Consider the following 24,179-nt stretch of genomic DNA (forward strand, 5'->3'; position numbering starts at 1 on the left):
GCGATCTGCACAGCCAGGCTGGCCGGACTGTGCGGATCGCACGGTGACCTCGCTGGAGCTGCTGCTTACGGTGCTGGGAACCGTTCCCCTCCAGGATGAGGAGGTCGCCATGGCCTCGGCTGTCGGTGTCGACGATTACGCGCTGACCAGGGTGCCCGATTCCGCCCGTTACTCGTGGTGGTCGGTCGCTGTGCAGCGGTTCGGCCAGGTTTCCGCGCTGTCGCAGTTCCTGCTCGGCGCCACGATCGGCTTCGGGATGAGTTTCGGGAACGCCGTGCTGGCGTTCACACTCGGCTCGGTCATCCTCGAACTGATCACGATCCTCGTCGGCGTGATCGGCGTCCGCGAGGGCCTGACCACCTCGATGATCGCGCGCTGGACCGGCTTCGGCCGCGGCGGCTCCGCGCTCATCGGGCTGGCCATCGGGATCAGCCTGATCGGCTGGTTCGGCATCCAGTCCGCGGTGTCCGCGCAGGGCCTCGCCGCGCTGGTCGGCGGCCTGCCGGAATGGGGCTGGGCGCTCGTGTTCGGCCTGGTGGTCACCGCGATCGTGGTCCGCGGCTTCCACTCGATGGCGTGGACGGCGTACCTGATGGTGCCCGCGTTCCTGATCCTGGTCGGCTGGTCGGTGGTCTCCGAACTGACCCGGCACGACCTCGGCGCGCTCGTCGCGTCCGCGCCGCCCGGCCCGCACCTGAGCCTGCTGCAGGGCACGACGCTGGTCGCGGGCGGGTTCATCGTCGGCGCGGTGATCACGCCGGACATGACCCGCTTCAACCGCACCACCGGCGACGTCGTGAAGCAGACGCTCGTCGGCGTCACGCTCGGCGAGTACGTGATCGGCCTGGCCGGGGTGCTGCTCGCGCACGCGGTCGGTACGGCGCAGATCACCACGATCGTGACGTCGTCGGTCGGCTGGGTCGGGCTGCTGATCGTCATCGCGGGGACGATGAAGATCAACGACTGGAACCTGTACTCGTCCGGGCTCGGCGTCGTGAACTTCATCGGCACGGTGTCCGGGAAACGGGCGCACCGCGGCCTGGTCACCGCCGTGCTCGGTGTGGTGGGCAGCGTGCTCGCCGCGGCCGGGATCCTGTCGAAGTTCACCGATTTCCTGACCGTGCTCGGGGTCGCGTTCCCGCCCGTCGCCGGGATCATGGTGGCCGAGTACTTCGTGGTGAAGCAGTGGCGCGGCGTCCTGGAGGAGGCGCGGGCCCGCGGCGCGGTGCCCACCGACGCTCCGCTGTGGGTGCCCGCGACGATCGTCGTCTGGATCGCCGCCGCGCTCTTCGGCGAGTTCGTGGACTGGGGCCTGCCCAGCATCAACTCGCTCGTCGTCGCTTTCGTTCTGTACGTGGCCGCCGGGAAGCTCGGCCTGGTCCGCGGGGTCGGCAGGAGTGCCACCGCGGACGCCGAACCCGCCCCGGCCGCCTGATTCCGTTACCTGGAAGGAGATATCTCCGTGCGCATCGGCATCGACGTCGGCGGCACCAACACCGACGCGGTCCTGCTGGACGGCCGCGAGGTGCTCGCCTCGATCAAGACCAGCACCACCGAGGACGTCACCTCGGGCATCGTCGCCGCGATCGACGGGCTGCAGCGGCAGCGCGCGTTCGACCCGGCCGCCGTGCGGGCGGTCATGATCGGCACCACGCACTTCATCAACGCGCTCGTCGAGGCGCACCGGCTGGCCCCGACCGCGGCGGTGCGGCTCAGCCTGCCCGCCGGCGCGTCGCTGCCGCCGATGGTGGACTGGCCGCAGCGGCTGGTCGACGCGGTGTCCGGGCGCAGCTACCTGGTGCACGGCGGCCACGAGTTCGACGGACGGCACATCGCCGAACTGGACGAGAGCGAACTGCGCAAGGCCGCCGACGACATGGGCTCCGCCGGGGTTCGCAGCGTCGCGATCACGTCGGTGTTCTCGCCGGTGAACGCGGAGTTCGAGGCGCGGGCGGCGGAGATCATCGCTTCGCAGCTGCCGGACGTCGCGATCTCGCTGTCCCACGAAATCGGCCGGATCGGCCTGCTGGAGCGGGAAAACGCGACCGTCATCAACGCGGCGCTGCGCGAGCTGGCAGCGCACATTGTGGACGGTCTGGCCGCGTCGGTCACCGGCGCGGGCATCACCGCTCCGCTGTACCTGAGCCAGAACGACGGCACGCTGATGGACGTCGATTTCGCTCGCCGTTACCCGGTGGCGACCTTCGCGTCCGGTCCGACCAACTCGATGCGCGGAGCGGCGGTGCTGTCCGGTTTGGACACTTGCGCGGTGGTCGACGTCGGCGGCACCACCAGCGACGTCGGCGTGCTGCGCCAGGGTTTCCCGCGCGAGGCGACCACGGACGTGAGCGTGGCCGGGATCCGCACGAACTTCCGGATGCCGGACGTCCTGTCGATCGGCATCGGCGGCGGCAGCCGGGTGCGCGGCGACGCGTCCGGCGTAACCGTCGGACCGGATTCCGTCGGCTACGAGCTGACCTCGAAGGCGCTCGTGTTCGGCGGAGACACCTTGACCGCCACGGACATCGCGGTCGCGGCCGGGCGGGCCGAGATCGGCGACCCGTCGCTGGTCGCGCACCTCGATCGGGATTTCGTGAAGGCTGCGCTGGACCGCATCGCGGCGGACGTTTCCGACGTCGTGGACCGGATGCGCACGTCGTCCGAGCCGCTCCCGGTGGTCGCCGTCGGCGGCGGTTCGGTGCTGCTGCCGGACGAACTGGCCGGTTCCGGCGAGGTGCGCCGGCCGGACCACTACGCGGTGGCCAACGCGATCGGCGCGGCCATCGCGCAGATCGGCGGCGAGGTCGACCGGGTGTACGTGATCGAGCCCGGCCGTCGCGAGGCCGTGGTGGACGAGGCGAAGCAGGAAGCGGTCGACCGCGCGGTGGCGGCCGGGGCGAGCCCGGCGTCCGTCGGCATCGTCGACTTCGACGAGGTGCCGATCCCGTACCTGCCCGGCAACGCCACCCGGATCCGGGTCAAGGCGGTCGGCGACCTGCAGCTGGGGGCGTGAACGATGGCTGAGATCACCGAGAAGGACCTGGACGACATCGCGCGCGGCGCCGCGATCCTCGGCACCGGCGGCGGGGGAGACCCGTACATCGGCCGGCTGCTGGCGCATTCCGCGGTCCGCGAGCACGGTTCGGTCCCGCTGGTGGCACTGTCCGAACTGGACGACGACGCGGTGGTGCTGCCGGTCGCGATGATGGGCGCGCCGACCGTGATGGTGGAGAAACTGCCGTCCGCCGAGCAGGTCGGGCTCGCCGCCCGGACGCTGGCCACCTACCTGGGCAAGGAACTCACGCACATCGCCTGCGCCGAAGCGGGCGGCGTGAACTCGCTGATCCCCGTCGTCGCGGCGGCGCAGCTCGGCCTGCCCTTGGTGGACGCGGACGGCATGGGCCGCGCGTTCCCGGAACTGCAGATGGTTTTGCCGACCCTGTACGGAATCCGCGCGACCCCGATGTCCATTGCGGACGAGAAGGGCAACCGCGGCGTACTGGACACTGTGGACAATCACTGGGCGGAGCGGCTGGCCCGGTCGGCGACCATCGACATGGGCTGCTCGGCGATGATCAGCAACTACGCGATGTCCGGCGCGCAGGCCCGGGAGTCGATGGTGCCCGGCACGCTGACGCTCTGCGCGGAACTCGGCGCGCTGGTTCGGCAGGCGCGCGAGGCACACGAGAACCCGGTGGACCGCGTCGTGGCGCGGCTGCGCGGCCGGACGCTGTTCAGCGGCAAGGTCGTCGACGTCGCCCGCCGCACCGTCACCGGGTTCGCCCGAGGCGAGGCCCGGCTGTCCGGAATGGACGGTGACACCGGGACGGAAATGTTGCTGCGCTTCCAGAACGAGCACCTGGTGGCCGAAGTGGACGGTGAGGTGCGTGCTTCGGTGCCGGACCTCATCTGCACGCTCGACCGCGAGTCCGGCGAGGCCGTCACCACCGAGGGCCTGCGCTACGGCCAGCGGGTGACGGTCATCGCGGCCCCGGCGGATCCGCGCTGGCACACGCCGGAAGGCATCGCGCTGGCCGGTCCGCGGTACTTCGGCTACGACCTGGACCCGATCGGGGTCGCCGGATGAGCTGGACGCTGACCGAAGACCACCTCGAAGACCTCGCCCGCGGCGCGGCTGTCCTCGGCACCGGTGGCGGCGGCGACCCGTATGTCGGGCGGCTGCTGGTGCGCGAGGCGATCCGCGAGCACGGACCCGTCACCGTGCTAGACCCGCAAGACCTGGACGACGACGCACTCGTCGTCCCGACCGCGCAAATGGGCGCGCCGACCGTCGTGCACGAGAAGCTCCCGAACGGCGCCGAGCCCGAACTTGCCTTGCGGGCGCTGGAAAAACGCCTCGGCGCGAAGGCCGACGCGACGATGCCGATCGAATGCGGCGGGATCAACTCGATGATCCCGCTGGTCGTCGGCGCGCGGCTCGGCCTGCCGGTGGTGGACGCCGACGGCATGGGCCGGGCATTCCCGGAACTGCAGATGGAGACGTTCGGCGTGTACGGTGTCTCCGGTTCGCCGATGGGCATCGCCGGAGAACGCGGTGAAACCACGGTGATCGACACCGGCGCGGACAACCGGCGGATGGAATGGCTCGCGCGCGGGATCACGATCCGGCTCGGCGGCGTCGCGCACATCGCCGAGTACTCGATGAGCGGCGCGGACGTGAAACGCACGGCCGTGCCGCGGACACTGTCGCTCGCGCTGAGCGTCGGACGAGCGATTCGCCTTGCCCGCGAAGAGAATGCCGATCCGATCGCGGCATTGGCGACCGCGCTCAGCGACACGTTGTACTCGCATCTGCGCGTGTTGTTCCGCGGCAAAGTGTCCGATGTGGAACGTCGCACCGAAGAAGGATTCGCCCGCGGTCGCGCCGCCGTCGTGTCCTTCGAGGGCGACCACAAGCTGGAAATCCTTTTCCAGAACGAAAACCTGGTGGCGCTCGTCGACGGCGACGTCCGTTGCCTCGTCCCTGACCTGATCTGTGTGCTGGAGGCGGAATCCGCCGAGCCGATCACCACCGAGACGCTGCGCTACGGCCAGCGCGTCACCGTGGTCGGGATCTCGACGCCGCCGCTCATGCGCACCCCGGAAGCGTTGGCCACGTTCGGCCCGGCGGCCTTCGGGCTGTCGCACGATTTCGTACCCGTGGAGGTGGCTTCGTGAGTTCGCTCGACGGCCGGGCGGTCGTGGTGCTCGGCGGCGGTTCCGGGATCGGGCTGGAGGTCGCCCGGCGCGCGACGGCGGCGGGCGCGCTCGTCCACCTCGGCGGCCGGTCCGGCGACAAACTGCGGGCAGCAGCGGCGGAACTGGGCCCGACCGCGACCTGGCAGGCCGTGGACACCACCGACCAGGCGTCGCTGGCCGAGTTCTTCGGCGCGCTGGACCGGGTCGACCACCTGTTCACGCCCGCCGCCTCCTACACCGTCGGCCCGATGCGCGACCTCAGCGACGAGGAGGCGGAAAGCCCGTTCGTCACGAAGTTCTGGGGCCAATACCACGCGGTGAAGCATGCCGCGCCGAAGCTGTCGCCGGACGCTTCGGTAGTGCTGATGTCCGGCGTTGCGAGCGTGCGCCCGCCTGCCGCGGCACCGGCGTACGTGGCGTGCAACGCGGCGATCGAGGGTCTCGGACGCGGGCTCGCGGTGGAGTTGGCACCGGTACGGGTGAATGTCGTGTCGCCGGGCACGATCGACGGGAACCTGTGGGCCGGGCGTCCGGCCGCCGCGCGGGAATCGAGCTTCGCGCAGTACCGCGCGGACACGCTGCTGCACCGCGTGGGCCGGGAGTCCGAAGTGGCCGATGCCGTGCTGTACCTGTTCACCAGCACTTACACCACCGGCTCGACGCTGTATCCGGACGGCGGGTACAGCTTGCGCTGATACGCTGACCAGCCATGCGCATCACCGCCGCGGACGTGCCGGCACTCGAACGCGGCGTCGCGCTGCTCGGGTCCGGCGGGGGCGGGGACACCGTCACCGCGGCGGTGCTGCTGCGGCGGCTGACCGAATCCGGCCGCGAACCCGTCGTGCACTCTGCCGCCGACCTGCCGCCGGACACCCTCGTGGTGCCGACCGGCATCGTCGGCGCGACCGCCGCGTTCGCCGAGAAGCTGCCCAGCGGCGACGAATTCGCCTCGGCGATCGCGGCGATCGAACGCTGGACTGGGCAGCGCGCGCAGGCGTTGATGTCCATCGAGATCGGCGGACTGAACGGGCTGCTGCCGCTGGTGGTCGCCCAGGAACTCGGTCTGGCCTATGTGGACGCGGACCTGTCCGGACGCGGGCTGCCGCGGCTCGATCAGCTCTCGGTCGCCGCGACCGGCCGCGGCGTCGCTCCGGCGGCGATGGCCGAACCCGGCGGCCGGGTGGTGGTGCTCGCCGCCGCCGCGGCCTCGGTGGTCGAGAGTGGGATCCGCGCGTTCCTGGCCAGCTCCGGCGGCTGGGCGGCCATCGCGCTCGCCCCGATCCCCGCCGGTGAACTGGCCGAGCACGCCGTCCTCCACACAACGAGCGAGGCGCTCGCCCTCGGCGCCCGCGTGCTGGCGGCAGGGGAGAGCCCGGACCTCGCCGCGCTCGAAGCCGCCCTCGACGGCCAGGTCCTCGCCCGCGGACGGGTGCTGGAGGTGTCGCGGCACATCGGCCCCGGACAGCACGGCCACCCGGGTTTCGGCCGGGGCTCGGCGACGCTGACCGACCATCGCGACGGCGCGTTGCTGCGGCTGGAAATGGAGAACGAATACCTGCTGGCGCTGCGAGACGGGCTGCCGGTTGCGTCCACTCCGGACGTTCTGTCGGTGCTCGACCGCCGTACCGGCGTCCCGCTGCAGTGCGACACTATTCGCGCCGGAGTGGAGGTCGACGTCGTGTGCCTTGCCGCTTCGCCGTTCTGGACCGACCCGCGCCGCCGCCCGCTGCTGGAACCGCGCGCCTACGGAATCGACTGCGATCCGGTGGCAGCCCAGTGATTCTCCGCCAGCTGCTCGCTCTGCCCTCGTGGTCCGGTCCAGTTCGCGTCTGCTCCGGCGAGTCCGGTTTAGACAGTCCATTGAAGACAGTCAAAGCCGCCCTGGACGCCTCCGGCACTCCCGCTCCCGGCGAACTGGTAGTGGTAGTCCGCGCGCTCGGTTCCGACTGGCAGATCGACGCCCTCCTGCGCCGGTGCGCGGACGCCCGCGCCGCCGGAGTCCTGCTCCCCGGAGCCGAACCGCTTGCCGCGTCCCGACTTCTGGCCGAACGGCTGTCGGTGCCGCTGCTGGTCACGTCCGCCGATCCGCTCGATCTGCTCGTGGACGCCCGCCTCGCGCTGGCCGCCCCCGACATCGACCGCGCGGACGCCGTGCTCGCCGCGCACCGGGCGCTGGGGGAGCGGTTGCGTCCGCCGGAAGAAATCGTGACCGTGCTGCGTCGGCTGCTGGACGCTCCCGTCGCCGTCCTCGACGATCGCGGCGAGGTGCTCGCCGGTGAACTCGCCGACGCCGCCCGCGTCCGAGTGCACGAGCCGGTCCCGCAACGCATTTCTCTCCCGGACGGCGTCCTGCTCGCACACCCCGCTGTGCTGCCGCAGCCGTCCGTGTGGCTGGCTGCGGAGCTGCCCGGAGCCAAGTCCCCGCGCGCAGACGTCGCCGCCGCGACCCTGTCCGTCGCGGCCGGTGCCGTGCAACGCTGGCTGCTGGCCCACCGCCTGGAACTGGAACGCGACGCCCGCTCCCGGTCCGCCCTGCTGGGAGATTTGCTGCGCCAGGACACCGAACCCGGCGCTGACCTGCGCCGTCGGGCCGCTGACGCTGGTTGGCGACTAGGCGGCTGGCATGTCGGCCTGCGGATCGGCGTGCCCGCGGACGTCGACACCGTCTCCCGCACGCAGGAAGTCGTGCGCGCTCTCCGGGCCGAGTCAATCGACGCGGTCACCGTCGAACACGGCGAGGGCTGGACCGGCTGGGTCACCTTCGAACAGGAGCCGACTGCCGAACGCGTGCGTGCGTTGTCCGCGCGGCTGCGCGCCGTCCATCGCAGCCTGCGCCGCACGCTCGACGCGCACCTAGGCGTCGGCCGCCCGCACGCCGACGGTCTCACCGCGACAGTCGCCGAAGCCACCGACGCCGCCCGCCTCGCCGCGGCGCGTCCGGAGACCGGGCATTTCCTGCATGTGGACCAGCTCGGCATGGCGCAGCTGCTGCTGGAGTGGACGCGGACGGACACTTTCGAGCCTGCCGCGCGTGCGTTGCTCGCTCCGTTGGTCCCGGTGCCTGGGGATTTGATCCGGACTCTCGCGGCTTATCTCGACGCGGAGTCTTCGCTGGCGGAAACTGCGACGGTGCTGGGGATTCATCGGAATACGGTGGCTGCGCGGATCGGGCGGATCGAGCAGTTGCTGCACGTCGATCTGTCGCGTCCGGACGAGCGGCTGGCCCTGCATCTGGCCGCCCGCGCAGTCATCCTCGCCAGGCCAGCTGAGTAGTACTGGCAGGACCAGCTACGCCCTTGGTGATCAACCGCCCGGAAGGCAGACTCGAGGCATGGGCAAGAACGACTTGGGCGATTTCCTCCGGGCCCGCCGCGCCGGGCTGACGCCGGACGAGATCGGGCTTCCGGCCGAGTTCGGGGCCGGGCGGCGGGTCGCCGGGCTGCGGCGCGGCGAGGTCGCGCAGCTGGCCGGGGTGAGCACCGAGTACTACACCCGGCTGGAGCAAGGCCGTGCCCGGCAGCCGTCCGAGCAGGTGCTGCATGCCCTCTGCGACGCGCTGCGGTTCGACGACATCGAGCGGCGGCATCTGTTCGCTCTCGCGGGCGCCACCGCCGAGCGCACGGACCGGGCCGAGCATTCGTCGCGGTTGCGTCCGGGGCTGCGGCAGGTGCTGGACTCGATGGAGCTCGCGTCGGCGTTCGTCAGCGACCGGAATCTCACGGTCGTCGGCGGGAACGCGTTGTGGGCCTTGCTGTTTCCCGACGTGGCCGAGCTGCCGCGCCGGGAACGCAGCATGGCGCGCTGGACGTTGCTGGATCCGCGGGCCCGCCTGGTGTGGCGGGACTGGGAACGCGTCGCCCGCGACTACGTCCACGGGTTGCGGCTGGCCGCGGCCGCGCAGCCGCGGAATCAGCACATCGCCAACCTCATCGGCGAGCTCATGATGCGCTCGCCGGAGTTCCCGGCGTGGTGGTCGGAACACCGCGTCCAGGAACGCAGCACCGGCCTCAAACGCCTGCGCCACCCGGTCGCCGGCGACCTGGAACTGCAGTACGAGATCTTCACCGCGGTCGCCGATCCGGGCCAGTCGATGGTCGTCTACAGCGCACCGGCCGGTTCGCCGTCCCAGGAACGCCTTCGGCTGCTGGCCAGCTGGGGCCGCGAACCCGCGCCTGCCCGGGATATCGCCGAGTCCTGACCTTCGCTCCTGTCAACCGGGCCCCGCTGTACCTGCGGGGTCCATGCAGTCATGCCCCACGAAAGGACACTTCGCAATGAGCAAGACAATCCTGATCACCGGCGTCAGCACCGGCCTCGGACGCGCCATCGCCCAGCGAGCCCTCGCGGCCGGGCACCGCGTCGCGGGTACTGTGCGCACCGAACAGCACGCGGCCGATTTCCGGGCACTGGACCCGGAACGCGCCCGGGCTTTCGTCCTCGACCTCGCCGACGCGGACCGGATCGAGCCCACCGTGCGGGAGGTCGAAGCGGAACTGGGCCAGATCGACGTGCTCGTGGCCAACGCCGGATACGGTCTCGAAGGCACCTTCGAGGAGTCGTCGATGGAGGATCTGCGCCGCCAGTTCGAGGTCAACGTCTTCGGCACCGTCGCGACCATCAAGGCAGTCCTGCCCAGCATGCGCGAACGGCGCGACGGCCAGATCTTCGTCATCACCTCGATGGGCGGGCACACGACGTTCCCCGGGCTCGCGTTCTACGAGGGCAGCAAGCACGCACTGGAAGGCATCACCGACACCCTCGCCCAGGAGGTCACCCAGTTCGGCGTGCGGGTCACCGCCGTGGCTCCCGGCGCGTTCAAGACCGACTGGGCGGGCCGGTCGCTGGTCCGCGCCCCGCGCAGCATCGCCGACTACGACGCCCTGTTCGACCCGATCCGGACCCGCCGCCAGGCTCTCGCCGGACAGGGCATCGGCGACCCCGAGCGCGCGGGCGACGCCATCCTCAGCCTCCTGGACGAGGAAAACCCGCCCGTGCACCTGCTGCTCGGCTCGGACGCACTGCGCCTGGTCACCGCCGGACGCCGACGCGTCCAGGACGACTTCGACGCCTGGCAGGACCTCACCCTGTCCACCGACTCCGTCGAAGGCGGCGTAACCGTCGCCTGACCCGGTTCGGGAGGGGAACCCAGCGTTCCCCTCCCGGCAGGTCAGACGCGTCCGCGAACGAGGTCGATCAACCGTCCGAGCACGTGATCGCCTCCCGCGCGCAGGCCGTTGTGCTCGTACTCGTTGGTGATCCACGGCCGCAGCGTCGGGATCAGCCGCGCGGTCTCTTCGGAGAACACCCGCTCGACGTACATGTCGTTGGCGTAGATCGCGGCCGCGGCCGGGACCGTGCACTCGCGCAGCACGTCGGCGTCGTACAGCCGCGGCCATTCGTGCGCGGCAAGCAGTTCCGCGGTCTCCTTCATCGGACGGAGGCTGTGGAGGTCGTCGAAGAGCGAGGGGAACACGTGCTCGCCGGTGAACAACGTCCGGTCGGTGCGGAACTCGTCGGGCAGCACCCGCTCGGCGGACCAGCGGGTGGCGAACCCATCGGAGTACGACGACTCGTGAATCACCGAATACAGCGGATTGCGCGCGCTGAACGGCAGCGAGCTCGCGACGTCGTACGCGAAAGCCGGGGATTTCGGGTCTCGCTCAAGCAGATAATGCAGCGCTTCCTCGCCGCCGCTGGCACCGAGGACGTAACCGAGCTGCTGGAACAACCGCGCGGTGAGCGGACTCCCGTCGGGCAGGAGCACGGCCCCGTCGTCGAGCAACGGCAACAGCGCTTCGACGCGCGCGCGATCGCCGGGGTAGCGGAGGTAGTACTGGCGGTTGCGCTCGAGCAGATTGGCGAACGTCGCGGTGTAAACCTCGTCCGGATGCCGCGCGATCGGCGGCAGCCCGCCGGTGAAGAACGCCTCGGCCAGCCCTTCGGGATACTGGGAAAGGTAAGCGAGCGTGCAAAACCCGCCGAACGACTGCCCGAGCACGCTCCACTTCTCGACCCCCAGCTGCCGCCGCACGAACTCCGCGTCGCGCACGATCGCGTCGGCGCGGAAGTGCGTGAGGTATTCGGCCTGCTCGGCCGGCGTGCCGGTGAGCGTGCCGACCGGCGTGGACCGCCCGGTGCCGCGCTGGTCGAGCATCAGAACCCGATACTCCCGCAACGCCCGCGGCAACCAGCTGGGCGTCCCGCGCGACGGCCGCGGCGCCTCGTGCCCGGGACCGCCTTGGAGATAAACGAGAAACGGCCGGTCGAGCCCGTCGGGATCCGCGACCTCCCTGGCGAAGACGGTGATCTTCGCGCCTTCCGGGCGGGAATGGTCGAGGGGAACGGAGAACTCGTGCTCGGTGAGCACCAGGCCGGAAACGCGCACGGTGGTTGCCATACGGGCGATTCAACCAGAACGGGCGCGGGGGAGGCCACGGAAATTGGCGGCTCCGGTCTATTGTGGACAGTTCGGCGCCGGATTCCCGAGCGGTCCGTCGCGGTGTTTCCGGGAAGCCCGCGGCTTTGCCCGGGTCCTGCGGCAGCCGAGCCCGTGCGTGCCGCGGACGAGGGCCGGCACGGCGAAGCTGCTTCCTGCCGGATCGGTCTGGCTGGTTGCGGCGTTGCCGGGAGCCCGAAGGGCGGCTGCGGCGGTTCCTGCGGCAGCCGAGGCCATGGCGAGCGTGGCCGACGGCGAGGTTCGCGGCGGCCTGCTCGCTGAGGCACCCGGCCTCGACTCGCCAGGGCACGCGTCTGTCCAGCACCCGGCCCGGAATCCCCCGCCGGGCGAGCGCTATTCCTTCCCCATCGACCGCCGGATCTCGGCCAGCTTGTCCTTCGCCGCCTCCTTGCGGTCGGCGATCTTCTTGTCCAGCGACTGCAGGTCCTCCGGCCCGCCGATCCCGGCGAGCTCCTGCGAGCCGACCGACGTCGTGTACCGCTTCTCGATCCGGTCCCGCACGAAGTCGAACGACGGGGCGCCGTTGTCGCTGTAATCGGGTTCGGGCAGGGCAGCGGGCGGCGGCGTGCCGGGGCTCTCCACGATCTCCGCGTCGAGCGGCTGCTGCTCGCCGGGCTTGTCCGCGCTCATCGTCTCGCCTCTTCTCGGTTCGTCGGCTCCGCCTTCGACCCTAGCCGACCTCGACGGGGAAGGGCGGATGTTTCGCCGCCGCCGGTCTGCGGTAGCCCATCAGGGAGTGAAAGGAGTCCGCGATGCTTCGCCCCCGCTCGACCGCGCCGCCCGCCCCGCCCGAGCCCGTCCCGCCCGGTCCGGTGGAGCCCGACCCGGTGACGCCGGGACCGGACCGCCCGCTGCCCGACCCCGAACCCCTCCCGCCCGAATCGGAACCCGGCCCCGAGCTGGCGACGGCGGGTCCTTTGTGGACAGTCCGGCCGGAATGAACCGGACGGAAGTCTCGGCAGCCGAGATCCTCGGCTCGTGAAGGGTCCCAGCCTGGCGGGACGGACGGCGCAGGTCGGCCCGTCTGCCAAGATGTCTGCTGATGCCGGTCGGCCCGCTTGCCTAGACGCCCGCTGACGCCGGTCCGCCCGCTTGCCTTGGTCCCTGCTGACCCCGGTCGGTCCGCCTGCCTCGACGCTTGCTGACGCCGGTCGGCCCGCCCGCTAAGGCGCGTGCTGAGGCCGGTCCGCTGCCTGCCTAGATGCCCGCTGAGGCCGGTCCGCCCGGCTGCCTAGAGCCTGCTGGCACCGGTCAGCCCGCCCGCCGAGACGCCCGCTGCCCTCTCCGTTCCGGGCCCGGTCAATCGCCAGCCTCACCGGCGATTGCTTCGCGCAGGCCCCGCCGAAGCCCGAGCACTCCGGGCGTCCCGCCTGCCCGGCGATCGCTTCAGCCGCGAAACCCGCCAGCCTCCAGCGCCGCGTCCACCTTCGACCGGTGCGCCTCCGCCCATTCGTCGAGCGTCTGCGCCTCCTCCTTGGCCAGCTTCGCCCGCGCGTCCACCAGCACCTGCGCCGCGTCCGGCCCCGGCACCACGACCACGCCTTCCTCGTCCGCCACGACGATGTCCCCGGCGTGCACCGTCACCCCGCCGCACCGCGCGGGCTCGCCGAGCGGCGTCACCGCGGCTTTCGTGCCGGGAATCGGGATCACGCCGCGCGCGAACACCGGAAACCGCGCCTCGCGGACCTCCTGCAGGTCGCGGATCACGCCGTCCAGGACAAAACCCGCGATGCCGCGCCGCTGAGCAGTCGCGCAGACGTTGCCGCCGGCCAGGGCGTAGTCGACGTCGCCGGATTCGGCCACGATCACCGCTCCGGCGGGCGCGCGGTGGATGGCCGCGTGCAGCATCAGGTTGTCGCCCGGCGGGCAGCGCACCGGGTACGCGGGCCCGGCGATCCTCGGCACCGGCCCCCACAAGGGGCGCACCCCGTAGTCGAGCACCTGGCCGCGGCCGAGCAGGTCGGCGAGCGTCGTGGTCGGGATGTCGGCGAAACCGTCGTCCATGGACGGCGATGCTCTCACGCGCGGCCCGGCCGGATACCGTTCCGTGGCACCGATCACGGAGGAGAAGATGGCTTTCCGGCACACCGTCGCCGCGTCCCCGGTCGGCGACCTCACTCTGGTCGCCGACGGCAGCGCGCTGGTCGCCGTCTACTTCGACAGCCACAGCCGGACCCCGCGCTTCCCCGACTTCGGCCCGCGCGCCGACGACACCTTCGCCACCGTGACCCAGCAGCTCGACGAGTACTTCGCCGGCCGGCGCCAGACCTTCGACCTCGAACTGGACCTGCGCGGGTCCGACTTCGAACGCCGCGTGTGGCAGCTGCTGACCCGCATCCCCTACGGCGAGACGCGCACCTACCGAGACCTGGCCGTCGAACTGGGCGAACCCGGCGCGGCGCAGGCGGTCGGCAACGCGAACGGCTGGAATCCGCTGAGCATCGTCGTGCCCTGCCACCGGGTGGTCGGCAGCAGCGGCGGCCTCACCGGCTACGCGGGCGGCGTCGCCCGGAAACGGTTCCTGCTGCAGCTGGAGGAACCGCCTGCCGACGATGCCGGACGCCTGTTCTGACGGCCTCACCCCAGCGCGGCGCGACCGTGTTTCCAGTACCCCTGGAACGCGATCGCCTGCTTCGGAACCCCGCGCTCCCGCGTGAGAAACCGCCGCGCGCCGGTGGCCAGCCCGCTTTCGCCCGCGACCCACGTATAGCCCGGCGGATCGGACAGATCGAGCTGGGCGAGGACGTCGAGCGCGAGCCGCCCCGGCAGCCGGTCGTCCTCACGGACCAGCCAGTGGACCTCGGCGCCGAGCGGCACGTCGACCGCGTGGATGTCGTCCCGCGCCCCGACCTCCAGCAAAACCGTGGCCCGCAGGCCAGGCGACGACTCCAGGATCGCCAGCGCGGCGGGAATCGCGCTCTCGTCGGCAAGAAGCAGTTGCGTCACGCCAGCTGGCGGCAGATAGGTGATCCCCTCGTCGAGAATCCCGATCTCGTCGCCGGGCCGCGCGTTTTGCGCGAACCTCGACGCCGGACCGCCGTCGCCGTGCACCGCGAACTCGATGTCCACCTCGCCGGGCCGAGTCGCGCGGATCGTGTAGTTCCGCACCCACGGCCTGGACGCGCTGCTCATCAGCATGTGCTGAACGAGCCAGCGGTTGCTCGACGCGGTGGGAAGGCGCAGCTCGCGCTGGCCCTCGCGCGGGAAGAACAACCGGCACCATTGATCGAAGCCGAGCGGCGCGAAGTCCTCGAGGTCCTCCCCGCCGACGGTGAGGGTCACGAAATGCGTGGACGTCCGTTCGGCGCGCAGCACGGACGTCCGGAGCAGCCGCCTGCTGTCGGGCGTGCGGCGCTGGGGGAGGGTCGGCATGGATGGTCCCGATTCAGTTAGGTAAGGCTTGCCTTCTGAACGGTAGCCGCAGTCCTCATCGGACGGCAAGGGTGCGCGTCCTCGCCTCGAATGCACCCGTCCGTGGTCCTCGCTCCCGGCGGATACCTCCATCCGGGCCAGTTCGCCGAGAGTCGTCTACGCTCGATGATCACTCTCCGTGTCACTCATGTGGGTGACGGTTGACTGCTCAATAACCGGACTGGCCGTGACACTCTGTGTATCACCGGCTGGCGACCACCTCTGGTCCGGCCGAGTTTCTCCACCTGGCGAATGTGCGGATGAACGTGCATATTCCCGTGTCAGGGTCGGTTCTGTGCTGTTCGCGGAGGTGCCGAGAGGTCTGGACAAGCCGTCGAGGGAGTGGCCGCCGGGTGTCGAATCGGTGACAGCGAAGAGTAGCGAAAACCGTCACTCGAACCGTTGGGCGACGCTGAGGGACCGTTCACCGCGACACTGCCAGTAGAACTGGTCGGTGACGCACCGTTTTCGCCAGGATGAGCCCATCCGGGGCGCGCGCCGCACGAACGGCCGGGGTCCGGACAGCCGTCGGAACCGGTCCGCCGGCCGGAAGAGAAAGGGACGACGACCTCATGACGGTGGTTCCCTGCCTCGCCGACCAGCCGCTCCGCACCGGGCATCCGCGCCAGACCGGCGCGCCGCCCGAACCGGGGGAAGAAGCGGTGCTGGTCCGGGCGCCGCAGCAGCTTGGCCGCGAGTGCGAACCGGAGTCCGCTCCGCGACCGCGCGGCGCGGCGAAGCGGGAGAAAGCGGCCCGGCCTGCCGCGGGGAAGCAGTTCGGCGGCGCGGACGAGCAGGCGACGCAGCAGCCGGACGGCGCGGCGGAATCGGATGCGTCGGCCAAGCGCACCAGCTCCGAGCGGCCAGCCGGGAAGACGCTGCCGGAGAAGGCTGAGCCACGTGAACCGGCTCGGTCAGCCGCGGCTGTTCAGGAGGCCGAAGCCAGCCAGCCGAGCGGAACGGCCCGCGTCGGCGGCGTTCGGGAAACCGGTGCCGTCCAGCCGGGCGAGGCAGCCGCGAGCAACGCAGCCGATTCTGCCCAGCCGGGCAACAAGGTCGCGACTGAGGCGGTCGGAAGCGACGCGGCGAAAGCCACCACAGCCGCAGTCAGCGCGGCCCAACCGTCCGAACCGCTCCACCCTGATCCCGAGCACCCCAGCCGGGTCCGCGTAGTGGTCGACTGGGATCCCTTCTCCCGCCCGCCTCGCCGGATCGCCACGCGGGACGAGATGGTCGCCTCCGCGCACCGCGTTCTCGCCCGCCGACAGCACGGCCGCCATCGCAAGCCCGACACCCGCGACCCCTGGGCCACCCGGGCCGCGGACTTCGTCGTCGCCTGGGCGGCCACGCTCCGGATGGCGTTGCTCCTCCTCGCCGGGACCGCGTTCCTCGCCGGCCTCGTGCTGATGGACAGCCCGATCGCGGGCGTCGCGATCACCTCCGTGACCCTCGCGGCGGGCGTCGCGGCTTGGGTCGCCCGGCCGCGAAGGTCACCGTCGCATCGCTGCTGAGAGAAAACCCGGCGAGGTGTCGATCTCGCGCCAGTCCGTTCGACGAGGATGCGACGGCCGGACGAAACCGGCCACCGACCCCGAGGAGCGGGCAATGCGTTTCCTGCTGATGCACCGGCTTGACGAGAGCGCCCCCGAGGCCTGGAACCCGAGCCCCGAGTTCATCGAGAAAATGGGTGCCTTCATCCAGGACTGGACCGAACGCGGCATCCTGATCACCGCCGAGGGCGTGCACCCGTCGGAGAAGGGCGCGATCGTCCGCAAGCCGCGCGGCGCGACCCCGGCGGCGACGGACGGGCCGTTCACCGAGGCCAAGGAGGTCATCGGCGGGTTCGCCCTGGTCAACGCCGCGGACCGGGCCCAGGCGGTCGAGTACGCGCGGCAGTACGCGGACCTGTTCGACGAGATCGAGGTCGAGGTCCGCCAGGTCGTGGAGTCCGAAGACCTCGAGGCCATGGGCGCGCAGTAGCCCAGCGCGCACGGCATCCGGCCTATTCGCGGGCCAAGTCTTTGTCATTCGTTGACCCGCACCGCGCCTCGCGGGGATCTTCGTCCTGGGGACAGGGCGGGGATCCGAGGAGGCAGCGGTGCGGGTCATGCTCACGGCGGTCTTGACAACGATGTCGGCGCTGGCGCCGGTCCAGGCGAAAACAGCCGAACCGGCGGCGAATATCGTGGTGTGCAACAAATACTGCGACGACCGCGCCGCCGACCAGGCGTCCAGCGACCGGATCGCGGTCACCACAGCGCTCGACGACCGCGTCCTCCAGCTGCACTTCGCCGACGGCGACCCGATGGGCTGGGCGGTCGTCGACCACTCGCGCCCGGGCGACCAGGTGTGGCTCGACCGGTCCTTCGACGGCGGCGCGACCTGGGACGGCGGCGCGCAGCTGGGCCTGACCACCGCGCCGTCGGGAGTCGGCGGCTGGCGCACCCAGATGTACAACAACGACGACTGGAACAACCGCGGCGTCGGCGCACTGCGCGCGTGCGGCAGCGCGATCGACAGCGGCCGGATCGCTTGCACGCCTTGGGCTCGCACCCGCTGGAACGCGGCGAACCGCTCGCAAGCGGCGGCGACCGCGATGATGGCGCTCTACGACAACGGCACCGGCTACTTCCGCAACGGCGGCGGCTGGGGCACGGCGGTTTCGCTGGCCGCGGTGATCCGCAACGCCTCGGTCAGCCGGATGGCCAGCTACGACTACGCGATGGCCACGACGTACGACAAGAACGTCAACGCCGGCCGCGGCCAGTTCCGCAACGAGTTCTCCGACGACACCGGCTGGTGGGCGATGGCGTGGCTCGACGCCTACGACCGCACCGGCCAGCAGCGCTACCTCGCCACCGCCAAAGCCGGCGCCGACCACATGCAGACCTTCTGGACCAGCGACTGCGGCGGCGGCATCCGATGGAAAGAAGGCCTGACGTACAAGGCGTCCATCTCCAACAGCCTGTACATCCAGGTCAACGCCACCATCGCTGACCGCACCGGCGACTCGACCTATCGGACACGGGCGCAGCAAGGCTGGGATTGGTTCCGCGGCAAGGGACTCATCGACTCCGACGGCCTGGTGGTGGACGGCGTCGACGGCGCCAGTTGCGCCGCGGCAGGCCAGCGCTACACCTACAACCAGGGCGTCTTCGTCTCCGGCCTCACCGCGCTGTCCAAGGTGACCGGCGACCAGGACTTGATCGGCACCGCGCGTTCGGTCGCCGACTCGACGACGCGCACCGGGTCGTTCTTCACCGGCTCCGACGGCATCGTCCACGACCCCGGCGAGGGCAGCAGCTGCAGCGACGACGGGTCGTACTTCAAGGCCGGACTGGTCCGCGGTCTGGCCGAACTGGACGCCGCGACACCGGACGCGCCGTACCGGGATTTCCTGGCCAGGCAAGCGGATTCCGCCTACGCCCATTCCCGCAACGACTTCGACCAGTACTCGCGCTCGTGGTCCTCCGGCGCGGAAAACGGACCGGGCTGCCAGGCCGCGGCGCTCGCCTTGATGAACGCGACGTACTAGCCCGGCGAGTGATCGACAGCACACCCGTCTCCGCAAGGTCCATCCGGGTACGGTTGACGGTGCCACGGAATCCTGCGTGGTTCATGCGGACGGGGAAGGGCGATCGTGGAGCTGAAGGTCGGGTACAAGGCGTCGGCGGAACAGTTCGGGCCTCGTGAGCTGGTGGAGTTCGCGGTGCGGGCGGAGGAGCTGGGGCTGGACTCGGTGTGGGTGTCGGACCATTTCCTGCCGTGGCGGCACGAGGGCGGGCACGCGCCGTGGGCGCTGGCGTGGATGCCGGCGGTGGCGGAGCGGACCAGCCGGGTGCTGATCGGGACCAGCGTTTTGACGCCGACGTTCCGGTACAACCCGGCGGTGATCGCGCAGGCGTTCGCGACGATGGCGCTGCTGTCGGGCGACCGCGTGATCCTCGGTGCGGGCACCGGCGAGGCGCTGAACGAGATCGCGGTGTCGGGCCGGGAATGGCCGGAGTTCAAGGAGCGGTTCGCCCGGTTGCGCGAGTCGGTGCGGTTGATGCGGGAGCTGTGGAGCAAGGACAGCGTCGATTTCGAGGGCGACTACTACCAGCTGGTCAACGCGAAGATCTACGACCGGCCGGAGCGTCCGGTGCCGGTGTACATCGCGGCGGGCGGTCCGGTGGTGGCGAAGTACGCGGGCCGCGCGGGCGACGGCATGATCTGCACGTCCGGCAAGGGCATGGACCTCTACACCGAGAAGCTGATGCCCGCGATGGCGGACGGCGCGGCCGCGGCTGAGCGCGACGCGTCCAAGGTGGACCGGATGATCGAGATCAAGATGTCCTACGACCGCGACCCGGAGAAGGCGCTGGCGAACACCCGGTTCTGGGCGCCGTTGTCGTTGAGCGCGGAGCAGAAGCACACGGTGTCGTCGGCGGAGGAGATGGAGCGGCTGGCCGACGAGCTGCCGATCGAGCAGGTCGCGAAGCGGTGGATCGTCGCCTCGGACCCGGACGAGGCGGTCGCGCAGATCAAGCCGTACCTCGACGCGGGCCTGAACCACCTGGTCTTCCACGGCCCGGGCCACGACCAGGAGCGGTACCTGTCGCAGTTCGCCGAGGACGTGCTGCCGCGGCTGCGCGCGCTGTCCTGATCACTGTTGCTGCGAAAACCCCCGTCCGGCCGCGCGCTGGGCGGGGGTTTCAGTCTTCGCTGGGGAAGAGGATCGGGCTGAGCAGGTACCGCCTGCGCCCGGGTGCGGGCTCGTTGACCAGCATCGGCGCGATGGCTTTCCGCATGCCGTCGATCATGTCGAGCAGTTCGTCGCGGTCCAGCCAGACGGTGTGCTGCCGGTAGCCGACGAGATCCTCCACCGGATTCGCCTGGCCCCGGCTGAGGTACGCGTCGAACTCGGCGACCAGCGCGGCGGTCGCGGCGGCGAATCCGCGACGGTGGTCGTCCGGGGTCAGCTGCGCGATCGCGTCCTGGCCGATCGACGCGTTTTCCTTGCGCAGCCGGTAAGTGCGCTCGACCGCGCCGCGCACGCGTTGCTCGTCGGCCACCTCGAGGATGCCGCCGTCGGCGAGGAGGTCGACGTGCCGGTAGACCGTCGCCTTCGAGACGTCCGGGAGCAGTGCGCCCAGTTGTGCGGTGGTGAGCGTCCGGTCGCCGCGCAGCGCGTGCACGATCCGCAGCCGTACCGGGTGTCCTAAGAGAGTCAATACGTCCACCCCCGAATGTTCTCACATGGTGCTACTATTCGCATAACTTGAGAACGATGGGGGTCGGGATGAAGGCGAGCGAGGTGGCGACGGCGGTCGTCGAGCAGGCGCGGGACGGGCGGTTCAGCGAGATCGCGACGCGGTTCTCGCCGGAGTTGCGGGCGGCGGTGTCCGGCGCGGCGCTGGAAGCCGCGTGGACTGCGCAGATCGGTGAGCACGGTCCGGTGACTTCGCTGGGCGAACCGGTCGCTGAGCCGGCGGGTCCTGGACTGACCCGGGTGCAGGTGCCGGTCGGCTGCGCGCGGGGCGGGTTTCTCGTCGTGATGTCTGTCGATGCGGCGGGAACCGTTGCGGGGCTTCGGCTTGCTGCCGCCGTGGGGTGGACCAAACCGTCCTATGTGGATGGAACGGTGTTCGTTGAACGGGACGTCGTTCTTTCCGCGGAACCCCATTCGGTGCCTGGAACACTGACCGTGCCGCGAGGGGAAGGTCCATGGCCGGGGGTGGTCCTGCTCAGCGGCGGCGGGATCTTCGACCGCGACGAGACGGCCGGGCCGAACAAGCCGCTCAAGGATCTCGCGTGGGGCTTGGCTTCCCGGGGCGTGGCGGTGCTGCGCTTCGACAAGGTGACACACGCCCATCCCGAGCTGGCCAGCGCGCCCGGGTTCACGATGTCCGCGGAATACGTGCCGCATGCTGTCGCGGCCGTTCGGCTTCTGCAGTCGCAGGACAGCGTCGATGCCGCGCGCGTGTTCGTGGCGGGGCACAGCATGGGCGGGAAGGTCGCGCCGATGGTGGCGCTCGCCGAGCCGTCGGTCGCGGGGCTGGTTCTTCTGGCGGCTGATGCCGAGCCGATGCACGAAGCCGCTGTCCGGGTGGTCCGCCATCTGGCGGCGTTGGACGCCAAAGTCGAGGCGCTCGTCGAGCCGATCACCCGGCAGGCTGCGGCGGTCGCTGAGCCGGCGTTGTCGCCGACCACGCCGGGGGACGGGTTGTTGTTCGGCTATCCCGGGTCGTACTGGCTGGAACTGCGCGAGTACGACCCCGTCGCGACCGCCGCCTCGCTGTCGGTGCCGCTGCTTCTGGTGCAGGGCGGCCGGGATTATCAGGTCACGGTCGAGGACGACCTGTCCCGATGGCAGAACGGACTGGCTGGACCGGCGGTGGACATTCGGGTCTATCCGGCGGACGACCACGAGTTCTTTCCCGGCACCGGGCCGTCCACACCGGACAGTTACCGGCAGCCGCAGCACGTCGACCCGGCGGTGGTGGCCGATCTCGCGGAGTGGCTGACGCGGTGATCGAGGCCCGCGCGGACCTCGACCACCGTGGCGATCACTGCCGCCTGAACCGCCTTCTCCGGCTCGCCACCAGGAATCCGGTGCCTCCGGCGAGGAGGGCTCCGCCGAGGATCAGCAGCATCGGCAGCAGCGGAATCCCGGTCGAGGCAAGGGAATCCGTGCCCGTCGCGCCCGGAGCGGGCGGATGGGCGACCGGAGGAACCGCCGGGCTCGTCGCCGGGGGAGCGGACGACGTGGGCGGGCCGGGCGGCGCGGGCAGGTAGACGCCGGCGTCGATGGTGTGGTCGACCCCGCCCGCCTGGGCGGGAGCGGTCACCGGCGCGTAGCCGTTGCAGAGCCGTCCGGTCTTGGGCGGCACGACGTTCGAGTCGTGCGCCCGGTCCGGGCCGGCGGTCGGGAGCGTGAATCGCAGATCGGTCGCCGGCGGGGTCCCGGGCACGTTGTCCGTCGCCGCGGTGCAGACGTCGAACTGCACGGTGTACTTCTCGCCCGGCTTCAGCTGGTACTCCGCGCCGACGCCGCCGAAGTAGTACTCGCCTGCCTTGTCGGTCTGCGTGGTGGCGACCTTCTTGCCGTCGACGTCGAGCAGGTTGACCGTCGCCTTCGCGAGCGGGACCTCGTCGGTGCGGTTCGGGCCCTGGATGCCGTTGTGGTCGCCGTCGAACCAGACGAGGTTGCCGATCTGGATCGGCGCGTTCGCGGCCTGGTAGGCGATGTCGCCGAGCCCGCCCGCCTTGCCGAAGCTGTTGGCCGGGCCCACGAACGCGTACCCGTGTTTCGGATTGTCCTGCCCGGGCCCGATGCCGGAGTCGACGTCGTAGTAGCCGACGCCGTCCGAGCTGACCGCCTGCGCCGGGTCCAGTTCGGTGCTGATCACCCACTGCTGCTGCGGGATGTAGGCGACCGAACCCTGCGCGGCCTCCTGGTGCAGGCCGTTGCCGGAGCGGTTGGGGTCGTAGAAGTCGCCGTGGAAGTACTCGACCGTGCCCGCCGGTTCGTGGCCGTTGGTCGCGGGCGTGCCGTGGTTCGGGCAGACCCCGGTGCCCTCCCAGTCGTATCCGCCGCCGGGCGCCGCGCACGCCATGGTGATGTCGCCGCCGGACATGCCGGTCGCGACCCCGGTGCGGCCTGGCCGCGGGTCGATGCCGGAGCCGAAGACGTCCATGAACCGGTCGCGGAAGCCGAGGATCATCGAGCCGTCGCGGGTGAACGCGAGGCTCGCCAGTTCCGGCTGCGGATTGATCCCGGGCCCGTGCTTGATGAACTTGTCCCACGAGGCGAACGAGGTGTCCCACGGGTTCCAGTGGTCCATGTCCTCGTCCTGGAAGCCCGCGATGACGTTGCCGCGGAGATAGTCGAGACGGTGCTCGACCACCGGGGTGAACTTCGTGCCGTCGTAGGTGTAGACCACGGCTTTCAGGTCCTCGCGCCGCTTCGTGCTTTCCGCCGAGCAGATGCCGCCGACGTACAGCTTCGCGTCGTGCGCGGCGACCGCGAACGGCCGCCAGTCGTCCGGGCCGGCGCAGTCCGGCATCGGGATCGGCGTCTGCTTTTCGATCTTCGCGGTGTCTCCGGTCGCGTCGAAACTGAGCAGGTTCCGGGTCACCAGGCTGATCGCGTACAGCGTCTTGCCGTCCTCGGTGAGCGCGATCCCGCCGAGGCTTTCCTTTCCGGGGACGTCGACGAAATGCTCGTCCTTGCGCATGTCGACCGCGCCGTGTGCGGTGATCTCCGCGCCCGGCACCTTCGCGAACAGCTTGGGCGCGCCGCCGCCGAGCGGCGTCGTGTAAATCGCGCCGCCGCCCTCGGGGCCGTACGTGGTGAAGCGTTTCGCGAACGCCGACTGGAAAATGCGCTCGCGGTATTTGTCGTATGCCAGCCCCCAGGTGGTGCCGACTTGCGCCTGGGTGTTCAGCACAGTCGGACAAGCCGAGTCGGCGGGGCAGGTGCCGCGGAGATTGCGGTCGAACGCGACCAGCGCGCGGGTGTTCGGATCGGGTGCGCTGCCGTCGCTGTTCACCGCCGGGTTTTGCACCGGCACGTAATAGCGGGCGTCGGGGAGCGTGTGGTCGGCCGGGTTCCAGACGCCGGTGATCACCGAAACGTCCTTGGCCTCGCGCAGATCCACGAACGTCGTGAAACTGTCGAAGTGGTTTTTCTCCGTGGACGCGGGCGCGGCTCGCAAATACGCGCGGTACGGATCCGGAACCGAAACGTCGACGCGGTACCGGCCCCCGGCGAGCGGGGCGGCCGGGTCGACGACGACCTTGCCCGCGGCGTCCGTGCGGCCCCGCACCTGATGCCCGGCGGGGTCGGTGACCAGCACCGACATGCCCGGCTGCGGCGTGTCCATGGTGGCGTTGACGATGCCGGTGCCGAAGAAATCGCGGAGCACTTGGACCGTCAATGTGCCGTCTTGCGCGGCCCCGGCGCTGCCGGCGGCGACCGTCATCGCGCTGCCGCCCAGCACCAGGGCAGCGGCGGCTAATCGGGCCAGCCGGAATCTGCCGCTGGTTCTTCTGCCACCTCTGTTCATGACTGCGGGATCTCCGTTCTCTGCGCGGAATATTCGCGCGGCGTGCCGCAAAGTGCGTAACA

Annotated in this window: 21 protein-coding genes; 15 read left to right on the forward strand and 6 right to left on the reverse strand. The window is 70.7% G+C overall.

Going from position 1 to position 24,179, the window contains the following annotated elements:
• Positions 1-109: 109 nt before the first annotated feature.
• The 9 genes from ACWDNU_RS21565 to ACWDNU_RS21605 all read left to right on the forward strand — a co-directional run bounded on the left by ACWDNU_RS21565 (position 110) and on the right by ACWDNU_RS21605 (position 10,325).
• Positions 110-1,435: a purine-cytosine permease family protein gene (locus tag ACWDNU_RS21565; protein WP_449670200.1), complete on the forward strand. Its 1,326-nt coding sequence runs from the start codon at positions 110-112 to the stop codon at positions 1,433-1,435.
• Positions 1,436-1,462: 27 nt separating this feature from the next.
• Positions 1,463-3,013: a hydantoinase/oxoprolinase N-terminal domain-containing protein gene (locus tag ACWDNU_RS21570; RefSeq protein WP_449670201.1), complete on the forward strand. Its 1,551-nt coding sequence runs from the start codon at positions 1,463-1,465 to the stop codon at positions 3,011-3,013.
• Positions 3,014-3,016: 3 nt separating this feature from the next.
• Positions 3,017-4,087: a DUF917 domain-containing protein gene (locus tag ACWDNU_RS21575; RefSeq protein WP_449670202.1), complete on the forward strand. Its 1,071-nt coding sequence runs from the start codon at positions 3,017-3,019 to the stop codon at positions 4,085-4,087.
• The gene (locus ACWDNU_RS21580; RefSeq protein WP_449670203.1) at positions 4,084-5,178 is read left to right on the forward strand and encodes a DUF917 domain-containing protein; all 1,095 of its coding nucleotides are present in this window, start codon (positions 4,084-4,086) and stop codon (positions 5,176-5,178) included. The genes ACWDNU_RS21575 and ACWDNU_RS21580 overlap by 4 nt, the downstream gene beginning before the upstream one ends.
• Positions 5,175-5,894 carry an SDR family oxidoreductase gene (locus ACWDNU_RS21585; RefSeq protein ID WP_449670204.1) on the forward strand — a complete coding sequence of 240 codons (720 nt, stop codon included), beginning with the start codon at positions 5,175-5,177 and terminating at the stop codon, positions 5,892-5,894. Before ACWDNU_RS21580 ends, ACWDNU_RS21585 begins: the two co-directional genes overlap by 4 nt.
• A gap of 14 nt (positions 5,895-5,908) precedes the next feature.
• Positions 5,909-6,979 carry a DUF917 domain-containing protein gene (locus ACWDNU_RS21590; RefSeq protein ID WP_449670205.1) on the forward strand — a complete coding sequence of 357 codons (1,071 nt, stop codon included), beginning with the start codon at positions 5,909-5,911 and terminating at the stop codon, positions 6,977-6,979.
• An 80-nt stretch (positions 6,980-7,059) separates the two neighbouring features.
• Positions 7,060-8,472, forward strand: coding sequence for a PucR family transcriptional regulator (locus ACWDNU_RS21595; RefSeq protein ID WP_449670206.1), 1,413 nt, complete (start codon positions 7,060-7,062; stop codon positions 8,470-8,472).
• Between the two features lie 58 nt (positions 8,473-8,530).
• A complete protein-coding gene (locus tag ACWDNU_RS21600) occupies positions 8,531-9,397 on the forward strand; it encodes a helix-turn-helix transcriptional regulator (RefSeq protein WP_449670207.1) in 867 nt (288 codons plus the stop codon).
• Between the two features lie 76 nt (positions 9,398-9,473).
• On the forward strand, positions 9,474-10,325 hold the full coding sequence (locus ACWDNU_RS21605; RefSeq protein WP_449670208.1) for an oxidoreductase: 852 nt from the start codon (positions 9,474-9,476) through the stop codon (positions 10,323-10,325).
• 41 nt (positions 10,326-10,366) lie between these two features.
• Here the strand turns inward: ACWDNU_RS21605 and ACWDNU_RS21610 are convergent, their stop codons facing one another.
• The 3 genes from ACWDNU_RS21610 to ACWDNU_RS21620 all read right to left on the reverse strand — a co-directional run bounded on the left by ACWDNU_RS21610 (position 10,367) and on the right by ACWDNU_RS21620 (position 13,660).
• Entirely contained in the window at positions 10,367-11,596 is a 1,230-nt protein-coding gene (locus ACWDNU_RS21610) for an alpha/beta fold hydrolase (RefSeq protein ID WP_370936436.1), read from the reverse strand.
• Positions 11,597-11,989: 393 nt separating this feature from the next.
• Complete coding sequence (locus ACWDNU_RS21615) at positions 11,990-12,286, reverse strand: hypothetical protein (RefSeq protein ID WP_449670209.1); 297 nt, start codon at positions 12,284-12,286, stop codon at positions 11,990-11,992.
• 756 nt (positions 12,287-13,042) lie between these two features.
• Entirely contained in the window at positions 13,043-13,660 is a 618-nt protein-coding gene (locus tag ACWDNU_RS21620; protein ID WP_449670210.1) for an RraA family protein, read from the reverse strand.
• Between the two features lie 43 nt (positions 13,661-13,703).
• Here ACWDNU_RS21620 and ACWDNU_RS21625 point away from each other — a divergent pair, with 43 nt between their 5' ends.
• A complete protein-coding gene (locus ACWDNU_RS21625) occupies positions 13,704-14,228 on the forward strand; it encodes a methylated-DNA--[protein]-cysteine S-methyltransferase (RefSeq protein ID WP_449670211.1) in 525 nt (174 codons plus the stop codon).
• Between the two features lie 5 nt (positions 14,229-14,233).
• Here ACWDNU_RS21625 and ACWDNU_RS21630 read toward each other — a convergent pair whose 3' ends face one another.
• Positions 14,234-15,028, reverse strand: a complete 795-nt coding sequence (locus ACWDNU_RS21630) for a siderophore-interacting protein (RefSeq protein WP_449670212.1) — start codon at positions 15,026-15,028, stop codon at positions 14,234-14,236.
• 611 nt (positions 15,029-15,639) lie between these two features.
• Here ACWDNU_RS21630 and ACWDNU_RS21635 point away from each other — a divergent pair.
• The 4 genes from ACWDNU_RS21635 to fgd all read left to right on the forward strand — a co-directional run bounded on the left by ACWDNU_RS21635 (position 15,640) and on the right by fgd (position 19,712).
• Positions 15,640-16,578, forward strand: a complete 939-nt coding sequence (locus ACWDNU_RS21635) for a hypothetical protein (protein WP_449670213.1) — start codon at positions 15,640-15,642, stop codon at positions 16,576-16,578.
• A 94-nt stretch (positions 16,579-16,672) separates the two neighbouring features.
• On the forward strand, positions 16,673-17,047 hold the full coding sequence (locus ACWDNU_RS21640; protein ID WP_449670214.1) for a YciI family protein: 375 nt from the start codon (positions 16,673-16,675) through the stop codon (positions 17,045-17,047).
• Positions 17,048-17,174: 127 nt separating this feature from the next.
• Positions 17,175-18,602 carry a glycoside hydrolase family 76 protein gene (locus ACWDNU_RS21645; RefSeq protein ID WP_449670230.1) on the forward strand — a complete coding sequence of 476 codons (1,428 nt, stop codon included), beginning with the start codon at positions 17,175-17,177 and terminating at the stop codon, positions 18,600-18,602.
• A gap of 105 nt (positions 18,603-18,707) precedes the next feature.
• Positions 18,708-19,712 carry a glucose-6-phosphate dehydrogenase (coenzyme-F420) gene (gene fgd, locus ACWDNU_RS21650; protein ID WP_449670215.1) on the forward strand — a complete coding sequence of 335 codons (1,005 nt, stop codon included), beginning with the start codon at positions 18,708-18,710 and terminating at the stop codon, positions 19,710-19,712.
• A 49-nt stretch (positions 19,713-19,761) separates the two neighbouring features.
• On the opposite strand, the gene ACWDNU_RS21655 is transcribed toward fgd, so the two are convergent.
• Positions 19,762-20,289, reverse strand: a complete 528-nt coding sequence (locus tag ACWDNU_RS21655) for a helix-turn-helix domain-containing protein (protein ID WP_449670216.1) — start codon at positions 20,287-20,289, stop codon at positions 19,762-19,764.
• Positions 20,290-20,336: 47 nt separating this feature from the next.
• On the opposite strand from ACWDNU_RS21655, the gene ACWDNU_RS21660 reads away from it, so the two are divergent.
• Positions 20,337-21,581, forward strand: coding sequence for an alpha/beta fold hydrolase (locus ACWDNU_RS21660; protein WP_449670217.1), 1,245 nt, complete (start codon positions 20,337-20,339; stop codon positions 21,579-21,581).
• Between the two features lie 34 nt (positions 21,582-21,615).
• On the opposite strand, the gene ACWDNU_RS21665 is transcribed toward ACWDNU_RS21660, so the two are convergent.
• On the reverse strand, positions 21,616-24,117 hold the full coding sequence (locus ACWDNU_RS21665) for an SdrD B-like domain-containing protein (protein ID WP_449670218.1): 2,502 nt from the start codon (positions 24,115-24,117) through the stop codon (positions 21,616-21,618).
• Positions 24,118-24,179 lie beyond the last annotated feature (62 nt).

The sequence above is a fragment of the Amycolatopsis sp. NPDC003676 genome, from assembly GCF_053587275.1.